The sequence below is a fragment of the Intrasporangium flavum genome (genome assembly GCF_001956915.1).
Taxonomy (GTDB): Bacteria; Actinomycetota; Actinomycetes; order Actinomycetales; family Dermatophilaceae; genus Monashia; species Monashia flava.
In genome coordinates this window covers 73972-95793 of the sequence record NZ_MLJO01000015.1, presented here as the reverse complement: position 1 = coordinate 95793, position 21822 = coordinate 73972, and the positions used below count along the sequence as shown (strand labels likewise).

The 21822-nt window shown below is 72.9% G+C and carries 18 protein-coding genes; 11 read left to right on the top strand and 7 right to left on the bottom strand.

The genetic code is table 11. The annotated features are described in order from the left end of the window. Positions 1-106: 106 nt before the first annotated feature. Positions 107-1138: a LacI family DNA-binding transcriptional regulator gene (locus tag BIV28_RS13030; protein ID WP_076262484.1), complete on the bottom strand. Its 1032-nt coding sequence runs from the start codon at positions 1136-1138 to the stop codon at positions 107-109. Positions 1139-1342: 204 nt separating this feature from the next. On the opposite strand from BIV28_RS13030, the gene arfA reads away from it, so the two are divergent. The 6 genes from arfA to BIV28_RS13000 are packed head-to-tail and all read left to right on the top strand — an operon-like array spanning position 1343 to position 9416. Beyond that, complete coding sequence (arfA, locus tag BIV28_RS13025; RefSeq protein ID WP_076262483.1) at positions 1343-2866, top strand: arabinosylfuranosidase ArfA; 1524 nt, start codon at positions 1343-1345, stop codon at positions 2864-2866. Continuing rightward, the gene (locus BIV28_RS13020; protein WP_076262481.1) at positions 2863-4227 is read left to right on the top strand and encodes an ABC transporter substrate-binding protein; all 1365 of its coding nucleotides are present in this window, start codon (positions 2863-2865) and stop codon (positions 4225-4227) included. Before arfA ends, BIV28_RS13020 begins: the two co-directional genes overlap by 4 nt. 55 nt (positions 4228-4282) lie before the next feature. Further along, positions 4283-5218 carry a carbohydrate ABC transporter permease gene (locus BIV28_RS13015; protein WP_076262521.1) on the top strand — a complete coding sequence of 312 codons (936 nt, stop codon included), beginning with the start codon at positions 4283-4285 and terminating at the stop codon, positions 5216-5218. Continuing rightward, complete coding sequence (locus BIV28_RS13010; RefSeq protein ID WP_076262480.1) at positions 5215-6042, top strand: carbohydrate ABC transporter permease; 828 nt, start codon at positions 5215-5217, stop codon at positions 6040-6042. The genes BIV28_RS13015 and BIV28_RS13010 overlap by 4 nt, the downstream gene beginning before the upstream one ends. Before the next feature lie 9 nt (positions 6043-6051). Continuing rightward, positions 6052-8376: a family 43 glycosylhydrolase gene (locus BIV28_RS13005; RefSeq protein ID WP_083707320.1), complete on the top strand. Its 2325-nt coding sequence runs from the start codon at positions 6052-6054 to the stop codon at positions 8374-8376. Next, positions 8373-9416: a glycoside hydrolase family 43 protein gene (locus BIV28_RS13000; protein ID WP_076262476.1), complete on the top strand. Its 1044-nt coding sequence runs from the start codon at positions 8373-8375 to the stop codon at positions 9414-9416. The genes BIV28_RS13005 and BIV28_RS13000 overlap by 4 nt, the downstream gene beginning before the upstream one ends. Positions 9417-9445: 29 nt before the next feature. Here BIV28_RS13000 and BIV28_RS12995 read toward each other — a convergent pair whose 3' ends face one another. Together BIV28_RS12995 and BIV28_RS12990 are read right to left on the bottom strand one after the other, a co-directional pair. Continuing rightward, positions 9446-10135: an anti-sigma factor family protein gene (locus BIV28_RS12995; protein WP_076262474.1), complete on the bottom strand. Its 690-nt coding sequence runs from the start codon at positions 10133-10135 to the stop codon at positions 9446-9448. Next, the gene (locus BIV28_RS12990) at positions 10132-10620 is read right to left on the bottom strand and encodes a sigma-70 family RNA polymerase sigma factor (protein WP_076262473.1); all 489 of its coding nucleotides are present in this window, start codon (positions 10618-10620) and stop codon (positions 10132-10134) included. Before BIV28_RS12990 ends, BIV28_RS12995 begins: the two co-directional genes overlap by 4 nt. 127 nt (positions 10621-10747) lie before the next feature. On the opposite strand from BIV28_RS12990, the gene BIV28_RS12985 reads away from it, so the two are divergent. The 3 genes from BIV28_RS12985 (at position 10748) to BIV28_RS12975 (ending at position 12418) form a co-directional block, all read left to right on the top strand. Further along, positions 10748-11644 carry a uracil-DNA glycosylase gene (locus BIV28_RS12985; RefSeq protein ID WP_083707319.1) on the top strand — a complete coding sequence of 299 codons (897 nt, stop codon included), beginning with the start codon at positions 10748-10750 and terminating at the stop codon, positions 11642-11644. Positions 11645-11665: 21 nt separating this feature from the next. Then, positions 11666-12109, top strand: coding sequence for a GNAT family N-acetyltransferase (locus BIV28_RS12980; protein ID WP_076262471.1), 444 nt, complete (start codon positions 11666-11668; stop codon positions 12107-12109). Between the two features lie 114 nt (positions 12110-12223). After that, entirely contained in the window at positions 12224-12418 is a 195-nt protein-coding gene (locus tag BIV28_RS12975; RefSeq protein ID WP_076262469.1) for a hypothetical protein, read from the top strand. A gap of 10 nt (positions 12419-12428) precedes the next feature. On the opposite strand, the gene BIV28_RS12970 is transcribed toward BIV28_RS12975, so the two are convergent. From BIV28_RS12970 to BIV28_RS12960, 3 genes are all read right to left on the bottom strand, one after another. Further along, complete coding sequence (locus BIV28_RS12970; protein ID WP_076262467.1) at positions 12429-13871, bottom strand: HNH endonuclease signature motif containing protein; 1443 nt, start codon at positions 13869-13871, stop codon at positions 12429-12431. Positions 13872-13959: 88 nt separating this feature from the next. Continuing rightward, entirely contained in the window at positions 13960-15762 is a 1803-nt protein-coding gene (locus tag BIV28_RS12965) for an ABC transporter ATP-binding protein (protein ID WP_076262465.1), read from the bottom strand. Further along, positions 15759-17519 carry an ATP-binding cassette domain-containing protein gene (locus tag BIV28_RS12960; protein ID WP_207555968.1) on the bottom strand — a complete coding sequence of 587 codons (1761 nt, stop codon included), beginning with the start codon at positions 17517-17519 and terminating at the stop codon, positions 15759-15761. The genes BIV28_RS12965 and BIV28_RS12960 overlap by 4 nt, the downstream gene beginning before the upstream one ends. A gap of 159 nt (positions 17520-17678) precedes the next feature. Between BIV28_RS12960 and BIV28_RS12955 the strand changes: the two genes are divergently transcribed. Next, the gene (locus BIV28_RS12955) at positions 17679-18182 is read left to right on the top strand and encodes a DnaJ family domain-containing protein (protein ID WP_076262463.1); all 504 of its coding nucleotides are present in this window, start codon (positions 17679-17681) and stop codon (positions 18180-18182) included. A gap of 132 nt (positions 18183-18314) precedes the next feature. Continuing rightward, a complete protein-coding gene (locus BIV28_RS12950; RefSeq protein WP_076262461.1) occupies positions 18315-19973 on the top strand; it encodes an HAD family acid phosphatase in 1659 nt (552 codons plus the stop codon). A 51-nt stretch (positions 19974-20024) separates the two neighbouring features. Here BIV28_RS12950 and BIV28_RS12945 read toward each other — a convergent pair whose 3' ends face one another. Beyond that, entirely contained in the window at positions 20025-21776 is a 1752-nt protein-coding gene (locus BIV28_RS12945; RefSeq protein WP_076262459.1) for a serine/threonine-protein kinase, read from the bottom strand. Between the last annotated feature and the right edge of the window lie 46 nt (positions 21777-21822).

Genomic DNA, 21822 nt, shown 5'->3' with positions numbered 1-21822 from the left:
CGACTTCGGCGGTTGGCCCGTTGCGGTACGTGAACCGCCACTTCAGGGCCCGGCATCGCAGGCTGCGCACCCGCGAACCGGGCCCTCGAGCGCGCCGTCGCCGGGCTCAGGCCGAGGGCCGGCGGCGCCGCCGTCGGGGCACGCCGAGGGTGGTCTCGCGCTCCTCGAGCCGCCACGGCACCTTGACCACCTGCGCCGGGGCGTCCCAGCCCTCGATGCGGCGGCTCAGCATCGACAGCGCCTGGCGCGCCAGGCCGGTGAGGTCGGGGGAGACCGTCGTGATCGTGGGGTTGCTGAAGCGGGTCTCGGCGATGTCGTCGAAGCCGACGATCGCGACGTCGTCGGGCACCCGGACCCCGGACTCGACACAGCACCGGAGCGCGCCGATCGCCATGAGGTCGTTGAAGCAGAACACGGCGTCCGGCGGCTCGGGAAGGGCCAGCAGGCGCTGCATGGCGGCGTGGCCGTCGGCGCGCTCGAAGTGGGGGACGCCGACGACGAGGTCCTTGTCGTAGGGCAGCCCTGCCGCGCGCAGGGCCTGCCGGTACCCGCGCAGGCGCTCGGACGCGGTGCCGCGCTCGGGTTCGCGGCCCACTGCTGCGATGCGTCGGCGTCCTTGCGCGACAAGGTGTTCGGTGGCTGCCCGTGCGGCGGCCACGGAGTCGACGGCAATGTGGTCGAAGCCGGCCGGCACCGGTCGCTCGCCGAGCAGCACCATCGGCAGGTCGTCGGCCCTGCGGCTGATCTCCTCGGCGGACAGGGCGAGCGGGGAGAAGATGACGCCGTCGATGACGTGCGAGCGCATCCCCTCGAGCACGACGCGCTCGGCGTCGGCGTCGCCGCTCGTCACGTCGAGCAGGACGATGAAGCCGAGGGCCGCGGCCTCCTCGGTGATGCGTGCGGCGAGCTCGGCGAAGTACGGGGAGTCCATGGCCGGGACGGCGAGCGCGAGGAAGCCCGCCCGCCCGTGCTTGAGGCTGCGCGCCGACAGGTTGGGGCGATAGTGCAGCTCGGCCATGGCGGCCTCGACGCGCTCGCGCGTGCTCGCCCGGACGTGCGGGTGGTGGTTGAGCACGTTCGAGGCGGTCTTGACCGACACGCCTGCGAGCTCCGCGACGTCCCTGAGCCGTGCCGGCACCCGCCACCTCCGTCCGTGACCTCGTGGGTCACTGTCGACCACCCTTGTCCGGTCTCAGGCTAGCCGCCTTCCCGGCTGCGCGACGGAGGTCCACGCCCGACTCTGGACAGGTTTCGGTAAACGTTGTAATTTCTCGCTCAAGCCCAAAGGTTAACCGTTGTAAATCAGCGGTCACCACAGCAGCCGACGGTCAAGGAGGACCGGATGGGATCTGCGACAGTACGGCTCGACCCCGCGTTCACCGTGGGGCCGGTGCGGCCACGGCTCTTCGGCTCGTTCGTCGAGCACATGGGCCGCTGCGTCTACACCGGCATCTACGAGCCGGACCACCCGGAGGCCGACGAGAAGGGGTTCCGCACCGACGTCGCGGCGCTCGTGCGCGAGCTCGGCGTCACCACGGTGCGATACCCCGGCGGCAACTTCGTGTCGAACTACCGCTGGGAGGACGGCATCGGCCCGAAGGCCGACCGGCCGACCCAGCTCGACCTCGCGTGGCGCTCGGTGGAGACGAACCAGGTCGGCACCGACGACTTCGTCGACTGGGCGCGCGGCGTGGGCGTCGAGCCGATGATGGCCGTCAACCTCGGCACCCGCGGCATCCGGGAGGCGGTGGAGCTGCTCCTCTACTGCAACGGCGAGCCGGGCACCCACTGGCCCGACCTCCGCGCCAAGCACGGCCACCCCGAGCCGCACGACATCCGCGTCTGGTGCCTCGGCAACGAGATGGACGGCCCGTGGCAGATGGGGCACAAGACCGCCGAGGAGTACGCGCGGGTCGCGGAGGAGGCGGCCCGCGCCATGAAGCGCGTCGACGACGGGCTCGAGCTCGTCGCCTGCGGCTCCTCCAACCGCGGCATGCCGACCTTCGGCACGTGGGAGCGCGTCGTCCTCGAGCGGTGCTTCGACCTCGTCGAGCACATCTCGGCGCACGCCTACTACGAGCCGGTCGACGGCGACGTCGACTCGTTCCTGGCCAGCGGCGAGGACATGCACCGCTTCATCGAGTCGGTCGTCGCCACGGCCGACCACGTCGCGGCCGTCAAGGGCTCGGACAAGCGCATCACGGTGTCCTTCGACGAGTGGAACGTGTGGTTCCAGGAGCGCTTCCACGGCGAGAGCTCGCTCGCCGTGCGCGAGGCGCCCGAGCTGATCGAGGACGTCTACGACCTCACCGACGCCGTCGTCGTGGGCAGCCTGCTCATCACGCTCCTGCAGCACACCGACCGCGTCGCGATGGCCTGCCAGGCCCAGCTCGTCAACGTCATCGCGCCGATCCTCACGCGGGCGGGCGGCCCGGCCTGGCGCCAGACGATCTTCCACCCGTTCGCCCTGACGTCGCGCTACGCCCGCGGCACCGTCCTGCGCCCGGCCGTGGACTGCGGGGCCGTGCACACCGAGAGGTTCGGCGACGTCGACCAGATCGTCGTCACCGCCACCCGCGACGAGGACACCGGCGAGCTGGCCGTCTTCGTCGTCAACCGCAGCCGCACCGAGCCGGCCGACCTCGTCCTCGACGTCGCGGCGGGTATCGGCGCCGATCCGGGGTACTCGCTCGTCGAGCACCTCGTCCTGCACGACGACGACCCGTCGGCCCGCAACACCGAGGCCGACCCCGAGCGCGTCACGCCGCGGCCCGGCGGCGCGACGGTCGAGGGGCGCACCCTCCGGGCCACCCTGCCCCCGATCTCCTGGCACTGCATCCGCCTCTCCGAAGGGACGCCCCGATGAACAGCACCCCGTGGACGACGACGTCCGCCGCATCCTCCCTCTCCCGTCGCACCGTCCTCGGCGGCGTCCTCGGCGCCGTCGGCGCCGCGGGCCTGTCCGCCTGCGGGTCCGGCTCGAGCGGCGTGCCCGGCCAGGCCCCGGCCGTGTCCGCGGGCGGGGGTGCGACCGGCTACTCCGGCCCGAAGGTGGCCCTGCAGTTCTGGAACGGCTTCACCGGTGGCGACGGCCCGTTCATGAAGCGACTCGTCGACCAGTTCAACGCCGAGCACCAGAACATCGCGGTCAGCATGAACACGATGCAGTGGGCCGACTACTACGCCAAGCTGCCCGCTGCCGTCACGGCCGGCAAGGGTCCCGACATCGGCATCATGCACGTCGACTCCGTCGCCACGAACGCGGCCCGCAACGTCGTCCAGCCGCTCGACGACGTCGCGGCGGCGCTCAAGCTCGACGAGAAGGACTTCGCGCCCGTGCCGTGGAAGGCCGGCGTCTACGACGGCAAGCGCTACTCGATCCCGCTCGACGTGCACCCGCTCGGCTTCTTCTACAACAAGGACGTCATGGAGAAGGGCGGCCTCGACCCCGAGAAGCCGCCGATGACGGCCGACGAGTACCTGGCCGCGCTGGAGACCCTCAAGGGCAAGGGCATCCAAGGACACTGGGCCACACCGTTCCCGTTCACCGGGAGCATGTCGGTGCAGTCGCTCATCTGGCAGTTCGGCGGCACCCTCTTCTCCGACGACGCCACCCAGGTGCTGTGGGCCGACGAGCCGGGCGTCAAGGCGCTGACGTGGTTCCAGGACCTCGTCACGAAGGGCTACTCGGCGGCCAAGATCGCCCAGGACGCCGACATCGTCGCGCTGCAGAACGGCAAGACCGCCTTCAACTGGAACGGCATCTGGACCATCAACACCCTCAAGGAGAAGGCCGACCTCAAGTGGGGCGTCGCGCCGTTGCCGAACATCGGCGGCACCAAGGCCGCGTGGGCCGGCTCGCACCAGTTCGTGCTCCCCACCTCCCGCACGCCCGACCAGAACAAGCAGACCGCGGCGCGCGTCTTCCTCAACTGGATCAGCACGAAGAGCATCGAGTGGGCCAAGGGTGGCCAGGTGCCCGCCCGCAACTCCGTGCGTGAGTCCGCCGAGTTCAAGGCCCTCACCGACCAGGCCACCCTCGCGACGCAGATCGACGACCTGCACTTCCCGCCGCCGGTCGCCGGCATCGGCGACGCGATGCCGGAGTTCGAGAAGGCGCTCAACGCGGCCGTCCTCGGCGGCCAGGACCCCAAGACGGTGCTGTCCGATGCCGCGGGCCGCGCCACGAAGATCCTCGAGGCGAACAAGAAGAAGTACGGCGCGTGACGCCATGGCGGTGACCAGCACCCACAGGCCGAGTGCCCCCTCCTCCGTGGCGTCGGTGCCTGGCCGACGGCCCCGGGGGAGGGGGCGCTCTCGGGGCGCGCGGGGTGGCATCCACGGGTCCCGCCTGACGCCCTACCTCTTCCTCGCGCCGTTCCTGCTCCTCTTCGTCACCTTCGTCGCCGTCCCCGGGGTGCTCGGGATCTGGATCTCCCTGCACGACTGGGACTTCCTGCTCCCGAACAAGCCCTTCGTCGGGGCCCAGAACTACGCGGACCTGCTCGACAGCTCGTCGCCGCAGTTCCAGCCCTTCTGGAACGGCATGAAGGCCACCGGCATCTTCGTCGTCATCAGCGTCCCGTTCCTCGTCACCCTGCCGCTGCTGCTCGCGATCCTGCTCAACCGCCGGTTCCCGGGGCGCACCTTCTTCCGCGCCGTCTTCTTCGCCCCGTTCGTGCTCGGCGTCGCCGTCGTCGGGCTGATGTGGCGCTACCTGCTCGACCCGTCGTTCGGCATGGTCAACGGGCTGCTCGGCGCGATCGGGCTGCCGGACGACACCGCCTGGACCACCGAGCAGCCGTGGGCGTGGATCTCCCTGGCGGCCGTCACCGTGTGGTGGACCATCGGCTTCAACGCCGTCATCTACCTCGCCGGCCTCGCCGACATCCCGGCCGAGCACTACGAGGCCGCCGACATCGACGGCGCCAACGCCTGGCAGAAGCTGCGGTACATCACGATCCCGGGCCTGCGCCCCGTGCTCGTCTTCGTCGTGGTGACCACCGTGCTCGCCAGCGCCAACATGTTCGGCCAGAGCTACCTCATCACCAAGGGCGGTCCGGGCGACTCGACGCGCACGGCGATCATGGAGATCACCGACCTCGGCCTCTCGCAGTACCGGATGGGCCAGGCCTCCGCGATGAGCTACGTGCTCGCCGTCTTCCTCGCCCTCGTCTCGCTCGTCAACGTCTGGGCGCTGAGGGAGAAGACGTCGTGAGGCGCCGCAACGGACCCCTCTTCTGGCTGGGCATGGGTGCCCTGAGCCTCGTCTTCATCGGGCCGCTGCTGCTCGTGCTGCTCACCGCGTTCAAGTCCCAGGACGAGTCGCGTACCGTCCCGCCCACCTACTTCCCGTCGAAGCCGAGCCTGCGGGCCTTCGACGTCCTCTTCTTCCAGGATGCCGCCAGCCCGGTGCTGCGGTGGTTCCTCAACTCGATGGCGGCCGCGACGCTGCACGCCCTGCTCGTCCTCGTCGTGTGCTCCCTGGCCGGCTATGCCCTGGCCCGCATGGAGTTCCCCTTCAAGAGGGCGATCTTCACCGCCATCATCCTGACGCTCTTCGTGCCCGCCTTCATCTTCCTCATGCCGAACTTCCTGCTGCTCGACAAGCTCGGCTGGCTCGACCAGATCTGGGCGCTCGTCGTGCCGGGTGCGGCCGGCGCCTTCGGCGTCTTCTTCATGCGCCAGTTCTTCATGCGGCTGCCCAGGGAACTCGAGGAGAGCGCCCGGCTCGACGGCGCAGGGCCGTTCCGCACGTGGTGGTCGATCGTCCTGCCGAACGCGCGCCCCGCCCTCGTGACGCTCGGCGTGCTCAGCTACCTCGCCAACTGGAACGACTTCATCTGGCCGATCTACGTGCTCTTCTCGCCCGAGCGGCTCACGCTGCCCGCCGGCCTGAGCCGCCTGCAGGGCGCGTACACGATCGACTACCCGGTGGTCATGGCCGGTGCGATGCTCGCCGCGATCCCCGTCCTCGCGCTCTACGTCTTCGTGCAGCGCTACGTCATCGAGGGCGTCGCCAGCAGCGGCGTCAAGGGCTGAGGAGTCCGCATGCGTCCACCGAGCCACCTCAGAGCACGTACTCGTCGGCGCGGAACCGCTTGGGCCGCAGCGGTGCTGGCCGCCGTGGGGCTCGCCGCCGCGCAGGTCCCCGCCGGCGCCGCCGGTGACGCGGCTGCGGCAGCGGCAGCGGGACGCCCGACGTTCCACAACGCCGTGTCCGACTCCTTCTCGGACACCTTCGCCGACCCGTCGGTGATCCGTGGCCGCGACGGCTGGTGGTACGCCTACGCGACCTCCGACCCGCTGCGGGCCGGAGACGTGCCCGGCGCCATGCACATCGCCCGGACGCGCGACTGGTCGAGCTGGGAGTACCTCGGCACCGTGTTCGACGGCAGCAACCGGCCGTCGTGGGCGACGCCGACCGCCGGCCTCTGGGCGCCCGACATCCGTTACGTCGCAGGGCGTTACGTCCTCTACTTCACCGTCACCGACACGACGCTCCATCCCGGCGACGACTCCGCGATCGGCGCGGCGACCGCGCCCACCCCGTCGGGGCCCTGGACTCCCGCCCCCGCACCGGCCGTCCCACCCCGGCCGGCCGCGGGTGGCGGGTTCCTCTGGACGTTCGACCCGGCAGGCTTCACCGACACCGGCGGCCAGCGCTACCTCTACTACGGCAGCTACTTCGGCGGGCTCTGGGCCACCCGGATGTCGGCGGACGGCCTGACACCGGTCGGCACGCCCACCCAGGTGGCGATCGACAACCGCTACGAGGGCTCCTACGTCGTGCGGCACGGCGACTGGTACTACCTCATGGGCTCGGCAGCCAACTGCTGCGCCGGGCCCACCACGGGCTACTCGGTCTTCGCCGGGCGGTCACGCTCGCCGCTCGGGCCGTTCGTCGACGCGGAGGGCACCTCGCTGCTCGCGTCACGGGTGGGCGGCACACCGGTGCTGACGCAGAACGGCAACCGGTTCGTCGGCGCCGGCCACCACGCGGTCGTCACCGACGCCGAGGGCCGCGACTTCATCGCCTACCACGCCATCGACCGCGACCACCCGTGGCTGGCGCAGCCGTTCGGCATCAACCGCCGACCGATGCTGCTCGACCGGCTCGACTGGGTCGACGGCTGGCCGCGGACGCGTGCCGGTGCCGGTCCGTCCGACACAGAGCAGCCCGCCCCGTCGCTGTCCTCCGGCCTGGGCATCACCCCGACCGACCCCGCGGCCACCGGCTTCCGCGGGCTGTCCGCCGGCCCTGGCGACCCGGTCACCGGGGCCACGGCACTCGTCCACGGCACCGCGTCGACAACCTCGGCCGCACCCGTGGGTGCGCTGCACGTGCGCCTCGACCAGCGCGGCACCGACCCGCTCCGTGTGATGGCGGGCCGGGACCGGTCGGTCAAGGTCACGCTCGACCCGAAGGGAGCTCGCCTCACGGCGCAGGCCGGCGGCAGGGGAGTCGTCCGCTCGTCGGCGACCACCCTGCCTCCGCTGCCCGCTGGTGCCTGGCGCACGCTCACCGTCGAGGCCACCGCCGAGGGCCTCACCGCCGAGGTCACCGAGAGCGACCTCGCCGACGTCGCGGCCCGGGTGCACCTCGACGGCGACGCGCAGCCCGACCCGGCGCCGGTGCGCCTCAGCAGCAGCAAGGCCGTCGTCGACAACGTCGTGGTCAACCCGGCCGCGGCCGACGCGCCGACGTCGGCAACGGTCCCGCAGGCCGGTGCGCTGATCGAGTCGGAGGACTTCGACGACACGAGCCTCGCCGGCTTCACGTGGGTGCGGCGCAACCCGGCCGTCACCGTCTCGGGGGGCAGCCTCCACTGGCCCGTCGAGGGGACCGACCTCGTCGGTGGCGGCAACACCGCGAGCGTGCTGCTGCACAGCACCCCCGGCGACGGCGACTGGATCGCCGAGGCCAAGACGACCCTCGACCTCGGCGTCGACACCGTCCGCAACTACCAGCAGGTCGGCCTCGTCGCCTACGAGAACGACGACGACTTCGCCCGGCTCTCCAAGGTCGCCATCTGGAACACGCGCCAGACCGAGTTCGGGCGCGAGACCGCCGCCGACCCGACCAACCCCGGCGGCCCGACCAGCTACGGCGGAGCCATCGTGGGCACGGCCGCACCGACGCTGTGGCTGCGCCTGGCCCACCACACGTCCGCATCCGGGGAGCACCTCTACCGTGCCGGAACCAGCCGCGACGGCGTGCACTGGACGTGGGGAGCGACGTGGACCTTCCGTCCCGGCACGAACCCGCGGATCGGGCTCGTCGCGCACGGCGGTGCCTCGCCGGCGGCCGTGGCGACCGTCGACCACCTGCGGTTCTACGCGTCCACCTGGCCCAGCGACCCCGGCGCAGGATGAGGCGCGCCCGACGCGTCCTGCCCGCAGCCCTCGCCGCCGCCCTCGCCGCCGCACTCCTCGCCGGCTGCGGGGGCGAGGGCCCCGACCCCACCCGCACCGGAGGCAGCGTGACCGACCCGACCGCGACCACACCCGCCGCGACGACGCGGGCGACCAACCCGGTGTGGCCGAGCAACTTCCCCGACCCGCAGGTGCTGCCCGACGGCGGCGGCTGGATCGCCATCGCCACCAACGGCAACGGCATGAACGTGCAGACGCTCGTCAGCGACGACCTGCGCACGTGGACGCAGGGCTCCGACGCCCTCCCGCAGCTGCCGTCGTGGACGACGAAGGGCAAGGTGTGGGCTCCCGAGGCGCACCGCTTCGGTGACCGGTGGGTCCTCTTCTACACGACGATGGCGCCGGACCCGGCCATCCAGTGCATCAGCGTCGCCGTCGCCGACGACCCCGCGGGGCCCTACCGCGACACGAGCCGCGGCCCGCTCGTGTGCGAGCAGGACCAGGGCGGTTCCATCGACGCCTCTCCCTTCGTCGCGTCCGACGGCACCGCCTACCTGTACTGGAAGAACGACGGCAACGCCGTCGGCATGGACACGTGGATCTCGGTGCAGCGGCTCTCCGCCGACGGGCTGCACCTCGAGGGTGAGCCGAAGCGTCTGGTCAAGCAGGACCTCCCGTGGGAGGGCAGCCTCGTCGAGGCTCCGTTCGTCTGGGAGCGCGGCGGCGTGTTCCACCTCTTCTACTCGGCGAACGACTACGGCAGCGACAAGTACGCCGTCGGGCACGCCACGGCGACCTCGCCGACGGGGCCGTTCACGAAGGACCCCGAGCCGGTCCTCACCTCGACCGATGTCGCAGCCGGGCCCGGCCACTGCGCCCTCTTCGAGCACGACGGCACCGTCTGGATGGTCTACCACGCGTGGGACCCGGGCGCCGTCGGCTCGGAGGTGCCGGGCCGCACCATGTGGCTCTCGCGCGTCACCTTCGACGGGTCGACGGTACGGGTGGAGCAGCCGGCGTCGACGATCGCCGGCCTCTGACCCGGTTCGGGCCCATCAGGTGCGGGAGCTCAGGTGCGGGCCGAGGCGACGACCGTGCCGGTGCCGGTGCGCACCTCGATGGACTTGATCTGGTCGGGGCTGAGGAACGTCGCGCCGGTCACTTTGGAGTAGCCGGTCGCCGTCGCGCGCCACGAGGCGGCCGTCATCGCCTTGCCGCTGCCGTCGATGACGTAGAGGAGCAGCTCGCCGTTCTTGGGCATGTCCTCGCAGTCGATGTCGAGCTGCGTGCCCCAGCCGCGGGTCACGAGGGCGACGTCGACCTTGACCGCCGAGCCGGGCGCGGCCGAGGCCAGGTAGTGCGTCGTCGGTGGCGTGGGCGCCGCTGTGGTGAACATCCCCGGCCCGAGCCACGCGCCGCCCGCGAAGAGGACGGCGGCCGCCGCCGCGGCGATGCCCGACAACCACGTGCGACGCGTCCGCCGGCGTCGGGCCACCTCGGCGAGGAGGTCGGTGACGCGTCCGTCGTCGGCCGGCGGCAGCGGCGTGGTGGGGGCGTCGGTGGCGTCGCTGAGGTGCGGCCCGCCGTCCGGGCCGGCGAGGTCGAGCAGCCGCGGCAGCCCCGACACCTGGCCGAGCTCGGCCTGGCAGTCGCGGCACGTGCGCAGGTGCTCGGTGAAGGCGCGGTGGTCCTCGTCGGCGAGGCCACCGAGCACGTACGCGCCGAGCAGCACGTGCACGTCGTCCGGGCCGGCGTTCATCGGGTCACTCCCATCTCGTCGAGGATCACGCGCAGGTTGCGCACGGCGTAGTAGGCCCGCGACTTGACGGTGCCCTCGGGCACCCCGACGCGGGTGGAGGTCTCGGCCACGGACAGTCGTTCGTAGTAGAGGAGGCGGACGATGTCGCGGTGGGCCGGCTGCAGGCGACCGAGGGCCTCCTCGACGAGCACCTGGTCGAGGGCCCGGTCCAGGGCGGCGTCGTCCTCGGGGAGGTCGACGAGCTGGGCCTGCTGGGGGCGGCGGGTCGCGGCGCGGTGTTGGTCGACGATGAGGTGGCGTGCCGTGGTGATGAGGTACGCGCGCAGGTTCTCGGCCTGGGGCGCCTGCCGCCAGACGCGGAGGATGACCTCCTGGACGATGTCGTCGACGCGGTCGGCGTCGCTCGTCGCCCGCCACACGACGCGCCGGAGCATGGGGCCGTGCTCGCGGTAGATCTCCGCGACGGCGTCGTCGTCGAGCGGCATGCTGGGCCTCACCTCCTCTGCGTCCTGTCGGGTCCAGCGGGCTCTCCTAGGCGAGGACGACGCCGACCCGCCCGCGGTTCACCGGCGCCACCACCCGAACCGTCTCACGGCGGCCTAGCGTGGGGGCATGGACGGCACGCCGACACCCGACGCGCCGGGTGTGCCGATCGGGCCGGGCGGGTCGAGCGGGCCGGTTCCCGACGCGTCCGACCCGCACCCGGTCACCGGGCAGCGCTTCCCGTCCCCGGTGCCGCCCGGCAGCGGCTGGCCCGGCGACCCGGCCGACGCGTCGACGCCGGTGGCGCGCACGCCCGGGCAGGTGGTGCGGCTCGCGCGCTCCGCGGCTTCGTTGCAGGAGGTCGACGCCCGCGTCAGCGTGTGCCGGGCGTGCCCGCGGCTCGTGCAGTGGCGCGAGTCGGTGGCTCGCACCGGGCGTCGCGCGTCGTTCGCCGACCAGCCGTACTGGGGCCGGCCGGGCCCGTCGTTCGGTGACCCGGAGGCGCGGGTGCTCGTCGTCGGCCTGGCGCCGGCGGCCAACGGCACCAACCGGACCGGGCGGATGTTCACCGGCGACCGCTCGGGCGACTGGCTCTACGCCGCCCTGCACCGGGCCGGCTTCGCGAGCCAGCCGACGTCGGTGGCCGCGGGTGACGGCCTCGAGCTGACCGGGCTGCGCATCGTGGCCACAGTGCGCTGCGCCCCACCCGAGAACAAGCCGACGACGCAGGAGAAGGCGACGTGCGCGCCGTGGCTCGACCGAGACCTCGAGCTGGCCGAGCCGTATGTCGAGTCGTTGCTGGCGCTCGGCTCGATCGGGTGGGACGCCGCGCTCGGTGCCGCCCGACGCCGCGGCTGGGCGGTGCCGCGCCCCAAGCCGCGCTTCGGCCACGGCGCCGAGGCGACGCTCGTCACCGCCTCGGGTCGCGTGGTGCGCCTCGTCGGCAGCTACCACGTGAGCCAGCAGAACACCTTCACCGGAAAGCTCACCGAGGCGATGCTCGACGAGGTGCTCGCGCGCCTCTGACCCGTGGCAGGATCGGCCCTCATGACCGATCACCAGGCTGCCCCCACCTACCGCTCGGAGGTCGGCGAGGCCGACGCCGCGCTCGACCAGCGCCTCTCTGACGAGCTCGACGTCGTCAACGCGGCCGCCACCGTCGGCACGCCCGCGGCCCGCGAGCTGACGGTCCGCCTGCTCGACGCGTCGGGCGAGCTCGCCGCGGGGGTCAGCGGCTGGACGTGGGGCGTTGCCGCCGGCATCGGCATGACGTGGGTGGACGAGGACGCGCGCGGTCAGGGCCTGGGGGAGCGGCTGCTCGCCGACTTCGAGGCCGAGGCACGAGCGCGCGGCTGCACGCACGTGTTCGTCACGTCGTTCACTTTCCAGGCGCCCGGGTTCTACGAGAAGCAGGGCTATCGCGAGATCTTCCGCTGGCAGGGCGTGCCGACTGCCGACTCCGACGACGTCCACTTCCGCAAGGAGCTCTGACCACTGGCGCCTGCGGGCGTCCGCGTCCGCGTCCGCTTCCGATGAACGGGGGCGGTGCTGGCGGGTTGGCCGAACCGGCCGCGGTGGCCCGGTGTTCGCGAGACGCTGACGAGCATGGAGACCATCAGCGTGCCGTGTCCGACGAGAGGCTGCGGAGGCATCGTCACCGTGACGGCCGAGCCGGTGCACGGCGGGACCGCGTGGCGCATCGACCGTCAGGACGGTGAGCCGGCGGTGTCCTGCTCCAAGGGGTGCGTCTCGCCTCAGGATCTGGAGCTGCCGATCCTGCGTGAGCTGCAGGCCGGCTAGGACGGTTCGCTCACTCCCGCCGCGGTGCGGCGCGTGACGGGGTGAGGTCTACGAGGTGCAGGTGCAGGGTGCCGCCGGTCGGGGCTGGGTAGGTGCGCCCGAGTCGTGGTGTCGGTCGCGGGGGTGGCCGCCTGGGTCCGGGCGGCGACAGGGCCTCAGGTGTGAGGCGATCGGCGGAAATGGGGCCTGGATCAGGAGCCGGGTCGACGATCGCGAGAGCTTGCGGTTCTGGCCTATTGGTGAGTTCCGCGGACGGTGGGCCGATGGGCCAGCCCTGCCGGGTCTCGAACACGAGCCCGTCGGTGCGGGTGGGGTCGCCGGTGATGGTGAACTCGCCGCGGTGGTGGCTGTCGTGGTGGAACGTGCACAGGCACAGCAGGTTCGCGAGGTCGGTCAGTCCGCCGTCGCGCCAGTGCACCCGGTGGTGCACCTCGAGGTAGTCGCTCGCCCGGGTGGGGCAGCCGGGGAACCGGCAGCCGCGGTCGCGGTCGAGCACGAGGACCCGGGTGCGGTGCGGCACCACGCGGTGGGTGCGTCCGACGTTGACCGGAGACCCTTCTGTTTCCCACACCGGGGTCAGGGTGCCGTCGCAGGTCAGCCCGTCCACGACGTGCTGTGGGAGACGGGGTCCGGCGTTTAGCCAGCCGCCGTCGGTGTCGAGGTGGACCTGGACGCGGTACCGGGCCCGCCGGGCCGGGGTGTCGGTGGTGCCGGCGTCGAGGGAGCGGGTGGCGAGCAGGACGAGGGCATCGGCCCAGGTGGCGCGGCGCGGGCCGGGCTGGGCGTCCGGGTCGGTGTAGGGGTCGTGCTGGTGCTGCGCGTCGTCGCCCTCACCGGTGTGGGTGGTGTCGGTGACGGTGTGGAACAGGGCGTCCTTGGCCTCGGCGAGCGCGGCCCTCACGAGCGCGCCGACCTCCGCGGGGGCGTCGTACCGCAGCCGGAACCGGCCGTCCTCACCGACACCCATGCTCAACGTGGCGGGCTCGACGACCTCGGGCTTCGCGTCCGGGTCGCGCTCGGCGGGCAGCAGCGCGCCGTCCTCGTCGAAGGTCCGTGGTTCGAGGGTGAAGTCGTAGCGGGCGACCGACCGCTGCAGCTGCGGCACCGTGGCGTGCTGGGCGAACTCGGCCACCGTCACGTCGAACGCGGCCGGGGCGTGCCGGGCCACGACCGCGGCCTGGTCCAGGCTGATCCGCCCCGCCCGCAGCGCGGCGGCCGTCGCCGGCAGCTCACCGGCCCGCCGCGCCATCAGCACCACCGCCGCCGCGTGACCGCGAGACAACCCGGCCCGGACCACCAGCCAGTGCTCCGGCGACCGGATCCCGGCCGCCATCCAGGACCCCTCCACCAGCGCCACCGCCACGGCGTCGACGAGCCGGGCGTGCGCGTCGTGCAGGTCGGCGGCCAAGGACGCCACGAGGTCCCAGTCCTGCTCGATCACTGCTTGCGACATACCCCAATCGTACAGGTGTTCGAATGCTGACGGCAGGCTTGTCCACAGCCAATTCCGTTGGACCGCAGTCCGTTTCGTTGATCGTCACCTATCGGTACGACCGTGCCTGCAGGTCGAAGAGCTCGGCGTACGGGCCCCCTGCAGCCACCAGCTCGTCGTGGGTGCCGTCCTCGACGACCCGCCCACCCTCGAGCACGACAATGCGGTCGGCGGCGCGCACCGTCGAGAGCCGGTGGCTGACGACGACGGTGATCCCGCCGGTCCGCCGCCTCACCTCGCGCGCTCGTGACAGGTACCCGCCGAGGATCGCGTCCTCGGCCGCCGCGTCCAGCGCCGACGACGGCTCGTCGAGGAGCATGAGCAGCGGCTCCTCGCGCAGCAGTCCTCGTGCCACGGCGAGCCGCTGCCACTGCCCTCCGGACAGGTCGGTGCCGCCGGCGAACTGCCGGCCGAGCTGCGTGTCGCGGCCACGGGGGAGCGCAGCGACCAGGCCGGACGCGTCGGCCCGCCCGAGCGCGGCGTCGACACGTTCGTCGGTCGCCCCGTCGAGGTCGCCGATGCCGACGGCCTCGTGGACGAGCACGTGGGGGTCGGTGTGGTCCTGGAAGACGGCGCCGAGACGCTCGTGCCACGAGGCGTGGGGCAGCTCGGTCAAGGGCCGCCCGTCGACCCGGATCCGGCCGCGGGTCGGGTCGTGCAGCCGGGCCAGCAGCATGACGAGCGTCGACTTGCCGGCGCCGTTCTCGCCGACCAGCGCGACGGTCGTGCCCGCGTCGAGGTGCAGCGTCACACCCTCGAGGCTGGGGGAGGTGGCGCCGGGGTAGGTGAACCCGACGTCGACGAGCTCGATCCCGCGCTCGAGTCGCCACGGTCGCGAGGAGGCGTCGCCGTCCGATGGGTGCCCCGCCGGTGAGCCCGCGAACCCCGCCGCGTACTGCTCGAGCTCGTCGAGCCGAGCGAGGTGCTGGGCCGTGCGGACGCCGCGGGCCACGAGGCCCTGCAGCATCGTGGCCATCGACTCCACCTGCGGCACGAGCAGCACGAGCACGACGAGCGACCCGACACCGAGCGACCCCGCGCGCACCGACGCGAAGACCCCGACGACGGCCACGGCGAGCAGCGCGATCCACGCGAGCCGCGTCACCACCGCGAACGGACGCGTCACGCGGCTCGCCTCGGCCACCGCCGACATCCGTTCGTCGAGGGCCGAGCCGAGCGCGTCGACGAGCGTCGCGGGGGCCCCGCTGCACCGCACCTCGAGTCCGGTGGCGGGGCCGCGGGCGATGTCGAGGAGCCGGTCGGCGGCCCGGATCGCCTGTTCGTTGTGCCGCTCGGCCTCGTAGCGGGCCCGGAAGGCCCGGCCCGACGCCCAGGCGGGCAGCAGCGCGGCCGGCACGAGGAGCGCGAGCCACCACGCGATCGAGCCGAGCACCCCGGCCAGCGTCACGGTGCCCACGACCGTCGAGGCGTCCGTGCCCAGTCGCTGGCCGGCCGCACCGAGGTCGCGCGCCTCTCGGCGCAGCGTCGACACCCGGTCGGCCATCTCCGGCAGGTCGTGGTGGGCCACGGTCGGGATGCCGGCGATGAGCCGCAGCACCCGGTGGCGCGCGAACCGCTCACCGAGGTCGTCGACGAAGAACCACACGAGCGGCCACGACACCGCCTGCAGCACGCCGACGACGATCCCGGCCGCCACGAGCCACAGCCCCTGGCGCGCGAGGTCGCCGTCGCCGGCGGTCAGGCCGTCGACGACGCGCCCGACGCCGAGGGTGGCGAGCGGCGCGAGCACGGCCCCGGCGACGGCGATCGCGAGGCCGGTGGCGGTCAGCCCGGGAGCGGCCCCGAAGCCGAGCACGAGCCACAGCCGGACCCGGCGCGCGACGGTCGTCATCGGGGCTCCCCGGCGAGCAGCCGCTGCGACTGGAGCGTGAACAGCCGCGCGTAGCGGCCGCCGAGCTCCATGAGCGAGTCGTGCGAGCCGTCCTCGACGATCCGCCCGCCGTCGAGCACAACGATGCGCGGGATCGGCCGCAGCACCGAGAACCGGTGCGACACGACGAGGGAGGTGACGCCCTCCGTCAGGGCCAGGTGCCGCTCGACGAGGAAGGCCTCGGCCCGCACGTCGAGGGCCGCAGCGGGCTCGTCGAGCACCATCATCCCGGCACCCTCGCCGACCGCGAAAGCCGCTCGCGCCAGAGCGATTCGCTGCCACTGGCCTCCGCTGACGTCCTGCCCGCCGGGGAAGGACGCGTCGAGCACGGTGTCCCACCCGGCCACGAGGGCCTCGGCCACCTCGAGGGCGCCGGTGCGCCGGGCGGCGTCGGCGAGCGCGGGCGCGTCCGCGTCGGTCGACAGGCGTCCGGCCCCCAGTGTCACGTTGTCGCGGGCGCTGAGCGGGTAGCGGCAGAACTCCTGGGTCAGCACGGCCACCCGACGCTGCCAGCGCGCGACGTCGGTCTCGTCGAGCGTGGCGAGGTCGACGCCGTCGACGAGGACGTGACCGGAGTCGGGGCGCAGCGAGCCGGTGAGGAGGCGGATCAAGGTCGACTTGCCCGCCCCGTTGACGCCGACGAGCCCGACGTCCTCACCGGCGTGGATGCGCAGCGACAGGCGGTCGAGCACCGGCGCGTCGCGTCCGGGGTAGCGGAACGTCACGTTCACCAGCTCGACGGCCGGTGGCGTCCCGGGCTGACGCCTCGGGTGGTGGGGAGCTTCGGGCGGCGTTCGGCCGTAACGGCGCTCGGTCTCGACGAGGTCGTCGAGCACAGCCGCGCCGCGGACGAAGAGCGGCAGGCCGCCGATCTCGGCCTGGGCCAGCACGAGGACGAGGGGGATCGCCGTGGCCGCCGCGGCCACCGACAGGGTGCCGTCCAGGGCGCCCGACACGACGTGCACGACGACACCCACCGCGGCCGCTGAACGACCGGCGTCCAGCGCCAGCCCCCAGAGCGAGTTGTGGACCCGTTTGCGCCAGAACGGCTTCCATGACGCAGCGGTGCGCTCCCAGTAGCGACGAGCCAGCCAGTCGGTGAGCCCGAAGACCCGGACCTCCTTGGGCGCCAGGCCGGTTGCCAGGCCGAACGCGTACTCGGCATGCCGCTGGTCCTCCGTGGCGCCGACCCACTGGTCCAGCTCGCGCCGCATGAGCAGCGACCGCACGACGGCGACGGCCACCGCGGCGCCGAGCAGCAGCGCCGCACTCGGCCAGCCGATCACGACCCCGACCGACGCCGCGGCGCCGCACACGGTGAGCAGGCCGGTCAGGGCCGTGCCGCCCTGCATCATCCCCTGGTTGACCTCCCAGACCCTGGCCCGCACGCGCTGGGCGCGGTCGAGGAACTCGGGGTCCTCGAGGTGCCCGATCCGCACCGGCGCGACGAACAGGCGCGCCAGCCGCTCGAGCACGTCCTTCTCCGTGCGCAGCGACAGGTCCTGGAAGACCGGCTCCTGCGCACCCCCGACGAGCACCTGGAGCGCGAGCACGCCCACGAGCAGGACGAACTCGACGCCGACGACGGTCAGCGGCCCGCCTCCGACCGCGGCCGGCAGGTCGGCGACGAGACGACCGACGAGCCACGGCACGCCGACCGACACCCCGGCCACGACCACGGCGTCGACGAGCACGAGCAGCACCCCGAGGGGGTGCACGCGGAGCTGGTGCCGGACGAGTCCGACCGGTCCGCCGGGTCCGAGCCTTCTGGCGAGCACGCTTCCCCTGTCGTCGCGGTGGCTGCCCCACCGGTCTACCCGAGCGCCGACGCCGGCGCACCCCGTTATCCCCGCGCCGGGTCGGCTAGCGTGGAGGGCATGTCCGGTCAGCCGTACTGGGAGAGCGCCGTCGAGCGGCAGATCCGTGAGGCGCAGGAGCGCGGCGAGTTCGACAACCTGCCCGGTGCCGGAAAGCCGCTCGACCTGCGCGACTCGAGTGACCCCGACTGGTGGGTCAAGCGGTTCGCCCAGCGCGAGAACCTCGACCTCGGCGGGGCGCTGCCCGGCGCGCTCGCCCTGCGCAAGGAGGCGGCCGGCTACCCGCAGGCGCTGGCCGACGTCCGCACCGAGGCGCAGGTGCGCGAGATCGTCCAGGACTTCAACAAGCGCGTGCTCGCCGACCGGCTCCGCCCGGCCGTCGGCAACCTGCCGCCGCTGCTGGCCCGGACGCTCGACGTCGACGAGATGGTCGCCGCGTGGCGGGAGCTTCGGGACGAGCGCGAGGAGCGGCAACGGCTGGCCCGCGAGGAGCGCGAGGCCGCTGCCGCGGCCGCCCGGCAGCCCGCCCGCTCGTGGTGGTCGCGCCTGCTCGGCCGCGGCTGAGCCTCCACGCTGGGAGCCCGAAGTCTGGGGGTCGGCTGGGATTCACCCGATAGGGGCCGCAACGGCCCATGCGGGGTCCCGTGGGGATACCTTCGAGCGTCCGTGAACTCCCGCCCCCAGAGGTGATCCCGCATGAGGCGTCCCAGCACCCTTCCGGGTCGACGCGCCGGGCTCGTCGTCGGAGCCGTCGGCTCCGTCGTCGGAGCCCTCGTCGTCGGCTCCGCCGCCCCCTCCGTCGCGCACGACGGCCACGACGGCCAGCCCGACCGCACGCTGACCCCACGCACCCAGTTCGTCATGGCGCCCGACGGCTCGAGCGGCGCCACGGTCGGCGGCGAGGCCATCCCCAACATCGACTCTGTCAAGAAGACGATCTACGCCTACTACGGGGACCCCGGCACCGGCATCGCGAACAAGACGTCCTCGCCGTACATCAGCGAGCTCGGTCGCATCACCTCGCGGCTCGACGACGACCTCGCCCACGCCTACGCGAAGTCCGTGCGGGCCGGCCACAAGCCGGCCATCGTCCTCGACGCCGACGACACGACGTTGTGGACCTACGACATGGAGGTCGCGGACATGAAGTTCGTCTTCAACCCGACCCGCCAGGACTACTGGGTGCAGAACCGCCTCTTCCCGGCGACGCCGTCGATGGTCTCGTTCGTCAACAAGGCCGAGGCGATGGGCTTCACGATCTTCGGGCTCACCGGCCGCAACAACGGCCAGAAGGCCGCGACCCTGCAGAACCTCGCCGACGTCGGCTACCGCGGCTTCACCGCCGACCGGTACTTCACGAAGTGGCGCTCGAGCGACCCGATCCCCGACTACATGGCCGGCAAGTGCGTCAACATGGCCGCCTGCACGACCGTCGAGTACAAGGCCAACACGCGTCGCCACATCGAGCAGGACCTCGGCTACGACATCGTGCTCAACCTCGGCGACCAGTGGAGCGACCTGCAGGGCGGCTCCGCCGACCGCTGGGTCAAGCTGCCGAACCCGACGTACTACCTGCCCTCGCCCGACCTCGCCGGGATGAACGAGCCGAAGCTCGCGCCGCGTACCCACTTCACGATGAAGCCGGACGGCTCGAGCGGCCTCACCCAGAGCGGTGAGGGGATCCCCAACATCGACTCGGTCAAGAAGACCATCTACACCTACTACGGCGACCCGGGCACGGGCATCGCGAACAAGACGTCCTCGCCGTACATCAGCGAGCTCGCGGCGATCCAGGCGCGCCAGAAGCAGCGGCTCGTCGCGTCGTGCCGCCAGGGCGCGGCCCGCGGGACGAAGCCGGCCGTGGTCCTCGACGCCGACGACACGACGCTGTGGACCTACGACATGGAGGTCGCGGACATGAAGTTCGTCTTCAACCCGACCCGCCAGGACTACTGGGTGCAGAACAAGCTGTTCCCGGCCACGCCCGGCATGCCCTCCCTCGTCGCTGCTGCGTCCGACGCCGGTTGCGCGATCGTGGGCCTGACCGGCCGCAACACCGGCCAGAAGGACGCGACGCTCGCCAACCTGCACGAGCAGGGCTACCCGCAGTTCACGAGCGAGCTCTACTTCACGAAGTGGAAGTCGGGCGAGCAGCCGCCGTCGTACATGCAGGGCAAGTGCGTCGCCTACCCGACGTGCACGACCATCGAGTACAAGTCGGCCACCCGCGCCCACGTCGAGGACGACCTCGGCTACGACGTCGTGGCGAACTTCGGCGACCAGTGGAGCGACCTCAAGGGCGGCCACGCCGACCACGTCGTCAAGCTGCCGAACCCGACGTACTACCTGCCCTGACGCTCGTCGAGGCGCTTGGTGTGACGCCTGGTGTGACGCTCGGTGTGACGGTCAGAGCTGCCGGCTGCTGAGCACGGAGGTGCGGTCGATCTTGAGTCGACCGCCCTCCTGCACCAGCGTGTAGGCGGTGCGCTCGACGTAGGTGCGGCCGTCCCGGTAGTCGTAGCGCAGCGTCGCCACGACCGAGGACGGGGCAGTCCCCTCGACGTTGCTGACGCGGACCCGGTCGATCGCGGACCAGAACCGGGCGTAGCTCGACCGGCTGCCGGACGTGCTCGCCCGGTACCGCGGCGTCAGCAGGTCCCAGCCCGCGTCGGTGTCACCCGGCAGCAGGGCGTAGTAGTCGCGGACGGCGCCCGCCAGCTCGGAGTCCGTGGGTGCCCCGGACGGTGCCGTCGTCGCGGGCTCACGCGTCGGCGTCGGCGTCGAGGAGGGCGTGGGGCTCGGGGTCGTCGGGCTCGGGGCGCTGAACGTGCTCGGCCTGCCCGTCGTCGGGGAGGTGCGCGGTGGCGTCGACGCGGTGCCTGCCGACGAGGACGGCTGGCGCGCAGGCGCGTCCGCGGTGGGCGGCGTCTGTCGGGTCGCCAGCACGATGCCCACGACGAGGACGACGAGCAGCGCCCCGGCCGCGAGGAGAAGCAGGGTGCGCCGCCGGTCCGGCTCGTGGTCCGGGGCCGGGGCCTGCACCGACGTCGGGGCGGGCGCGGCGACGGGGAAGGGTGCAGGGGCCGGGGCAGTGCTCGCAGCGGGCGTCGGTGCAGGCGTGGCGCCGTCGATGCGCGGCGGAGCCGGCTCGGCGGGCCCTGCCGCCTCCTGGGTGGGCTCGTCGGTGGGCTCGACGGCAGGTTCGTCACCGGGCTGGGCGGACGCGTCGCCCGACGCGTCCGACGCGTCCGGCGTGACCGGCAGGACGGCCGTGTGGCCGCCCGCTGAGCCCTGTGCCCCGGCGCCCGCTGCGACGCCGGCCCGCGGCGTCGTCGGTCCGCCGGCGGCGACGGCGGCCAGCGCCGTGGCGGCCTCGGCCATGCGGGGCCGCGCCTCCGGGTCGGTCGAGAGCATCCGGTCGAGGACGGGCAGCAGGGCGCCGGCGCGGCGCGGCGGGTCGATGCGACCGGAGGCCACGCGGTGCAGCAGGGCCATCGGGTTGTCGTCGGCGCCGAACGGCGGCGCGCCCTCGACGGCGGCGTAGAGCGTGGCGCCGAGGGCGAACACGTCGGCGGACGGCGTCGAGTCGCCGCCCCGGGCCACCTCCGGGGCGAGGTAGGCCGGGGTGCCGGTCAGCAGGCCGGTCGCGGTGAGGGAGGCGTCGCCGCTGCCGCGGGAGATGCCGAAGTCGGTGAGCAGCGGCGTCCCGGTGGTCGTCAGCAGGATGTTGCCCGGCTTGACGTCGCGGTGGACGATGCCGGCCTCGTGGGCCGCGGCGAGCGCGCTCGCGATGCCGGCGCCGATGCGGGCGGCCTCTCGCGGGTCGAGGGTGCCGTCGGTCGTGAGGACCTCGTGCAGGCTGCGCGACGGCAGGTACTGCATGACGAGGCTGGGTGACCCCTCGTGGTCGACGACGTCGTAGACCGGCACGGCGTTGGGGTGGTGCAGCCGCGCGGTGATCCGCGCCTCGCGCATGGCGCGCTCGCGGGTGACCGCGGCGTCGTCCCGCGGGAGACCCACCGGAGGGTGCAGCAGCTTCAGGGCCACGGCGCGGCTGAGGCGCTCGTCCCACGCGAGCCACACCTGGCCCATGCCGCCGGCCCCGATGCGGTCGAGCAGTCGGTAGCGCCCTGCGACGACCTGTCGTTCCTGGCTCACTGGTGGCAGTCCCTCCGTCGACCAGAGGACCCTACCCGGAGCGCCC

Bases quoted from the DNA above. Each gene is read 5' to 3' on its own strand.
- arfA (WP_076262483.1), top strand. From the start codon at position 1,343: ATGGGATCTGCGACAGTACGGCTCGACCCCGCGTTCACCGTGGGGCCG.
- BIV28_RS13020 (WP_076262481.1), top strand. From the start codon at position 2,863: ATGAACAGCACCCCGTGGACGACGACGTCCGCCGCATCCTCCCTCTCC.
- BIV28_RS13005 (WP_083707320.1), top strand. From the start codon at position 6,052: ATGCGTCCACCGAGCCACCTCAGAGCACGTACTCGTCGGCGCGGAACC.
- BIV28_RS13000 (WP_076262476.1), top strand. From the start codon at position 8,373: ATGAGGCGCGCCCGACGCGTCCTGCCCGCAGCCCTCGCCGCCGCCCTC.
- BIV28_RS12995 (WP_076262474.1), bottom strand. From the start codon at position 10,135: ATGAACGCCGGCCCGGACGACGTGCACGTGCTGCTCGGCGCGTACGTG.
- BIV28_RS12990 (WP_076262473.1), bottom strand. From the start codon at position 10,620: ATGCCGCTCGACGACGACGCCGTCGCGGAGATCTACCGCGAGCACGGC.
- BIV28_RS12985 (WP_083707319.1), top strand. From the start codon at position 10,748: ATGGACGGCACGCCGACACCCGACGCGCCGGGTGTGCCGATCGGGCCG.
- BIV28_RS12980 (WP_076262471.1), top strand. From the start codon at position 11,666: ATGACCGATCACCAGGCTGCCCCCACCTACCGCTCGGAGGTCGGCGAG.
- BIV28_RS12975 (WP_076262469.1), top strand. From the start codon at position 12,224: ATGGAGACCATCAGCGTGCCGTGTCCGACGAGAGGCTGCGGAGGCATC.
- BIV28_RS12970 (WP_076262467.1), bottom strand. From the start codon at position 13,871: ATGTCGCAAGCAGTGATCGAGCAGGACTGGGACCTCGTGGCGTCCTTG.
- BIV28_RS12965 (WP_076262465.1), bottom strand. From the start codon at position 15,762: ATGACGACCGTCGCGCGCCGGGTCCGGCTGTGGCTCGTGCTCGGCTTC.
- BIV28_RS12955 (WP_076262463.1), top strand. From the start codon at position 17,679: ATGTCCGGTCAGCCGTACTGGGAGAGCGCCGTCGAGCGGCAGATCCGT.
- BIV28_RS12950 (WP_076262461.1), top strand. From the start codon at position 18,315: ATGAGGCGTCCCAGCACCCTTCCGGGTCGACGCGCCGGGCTCGTCGTC.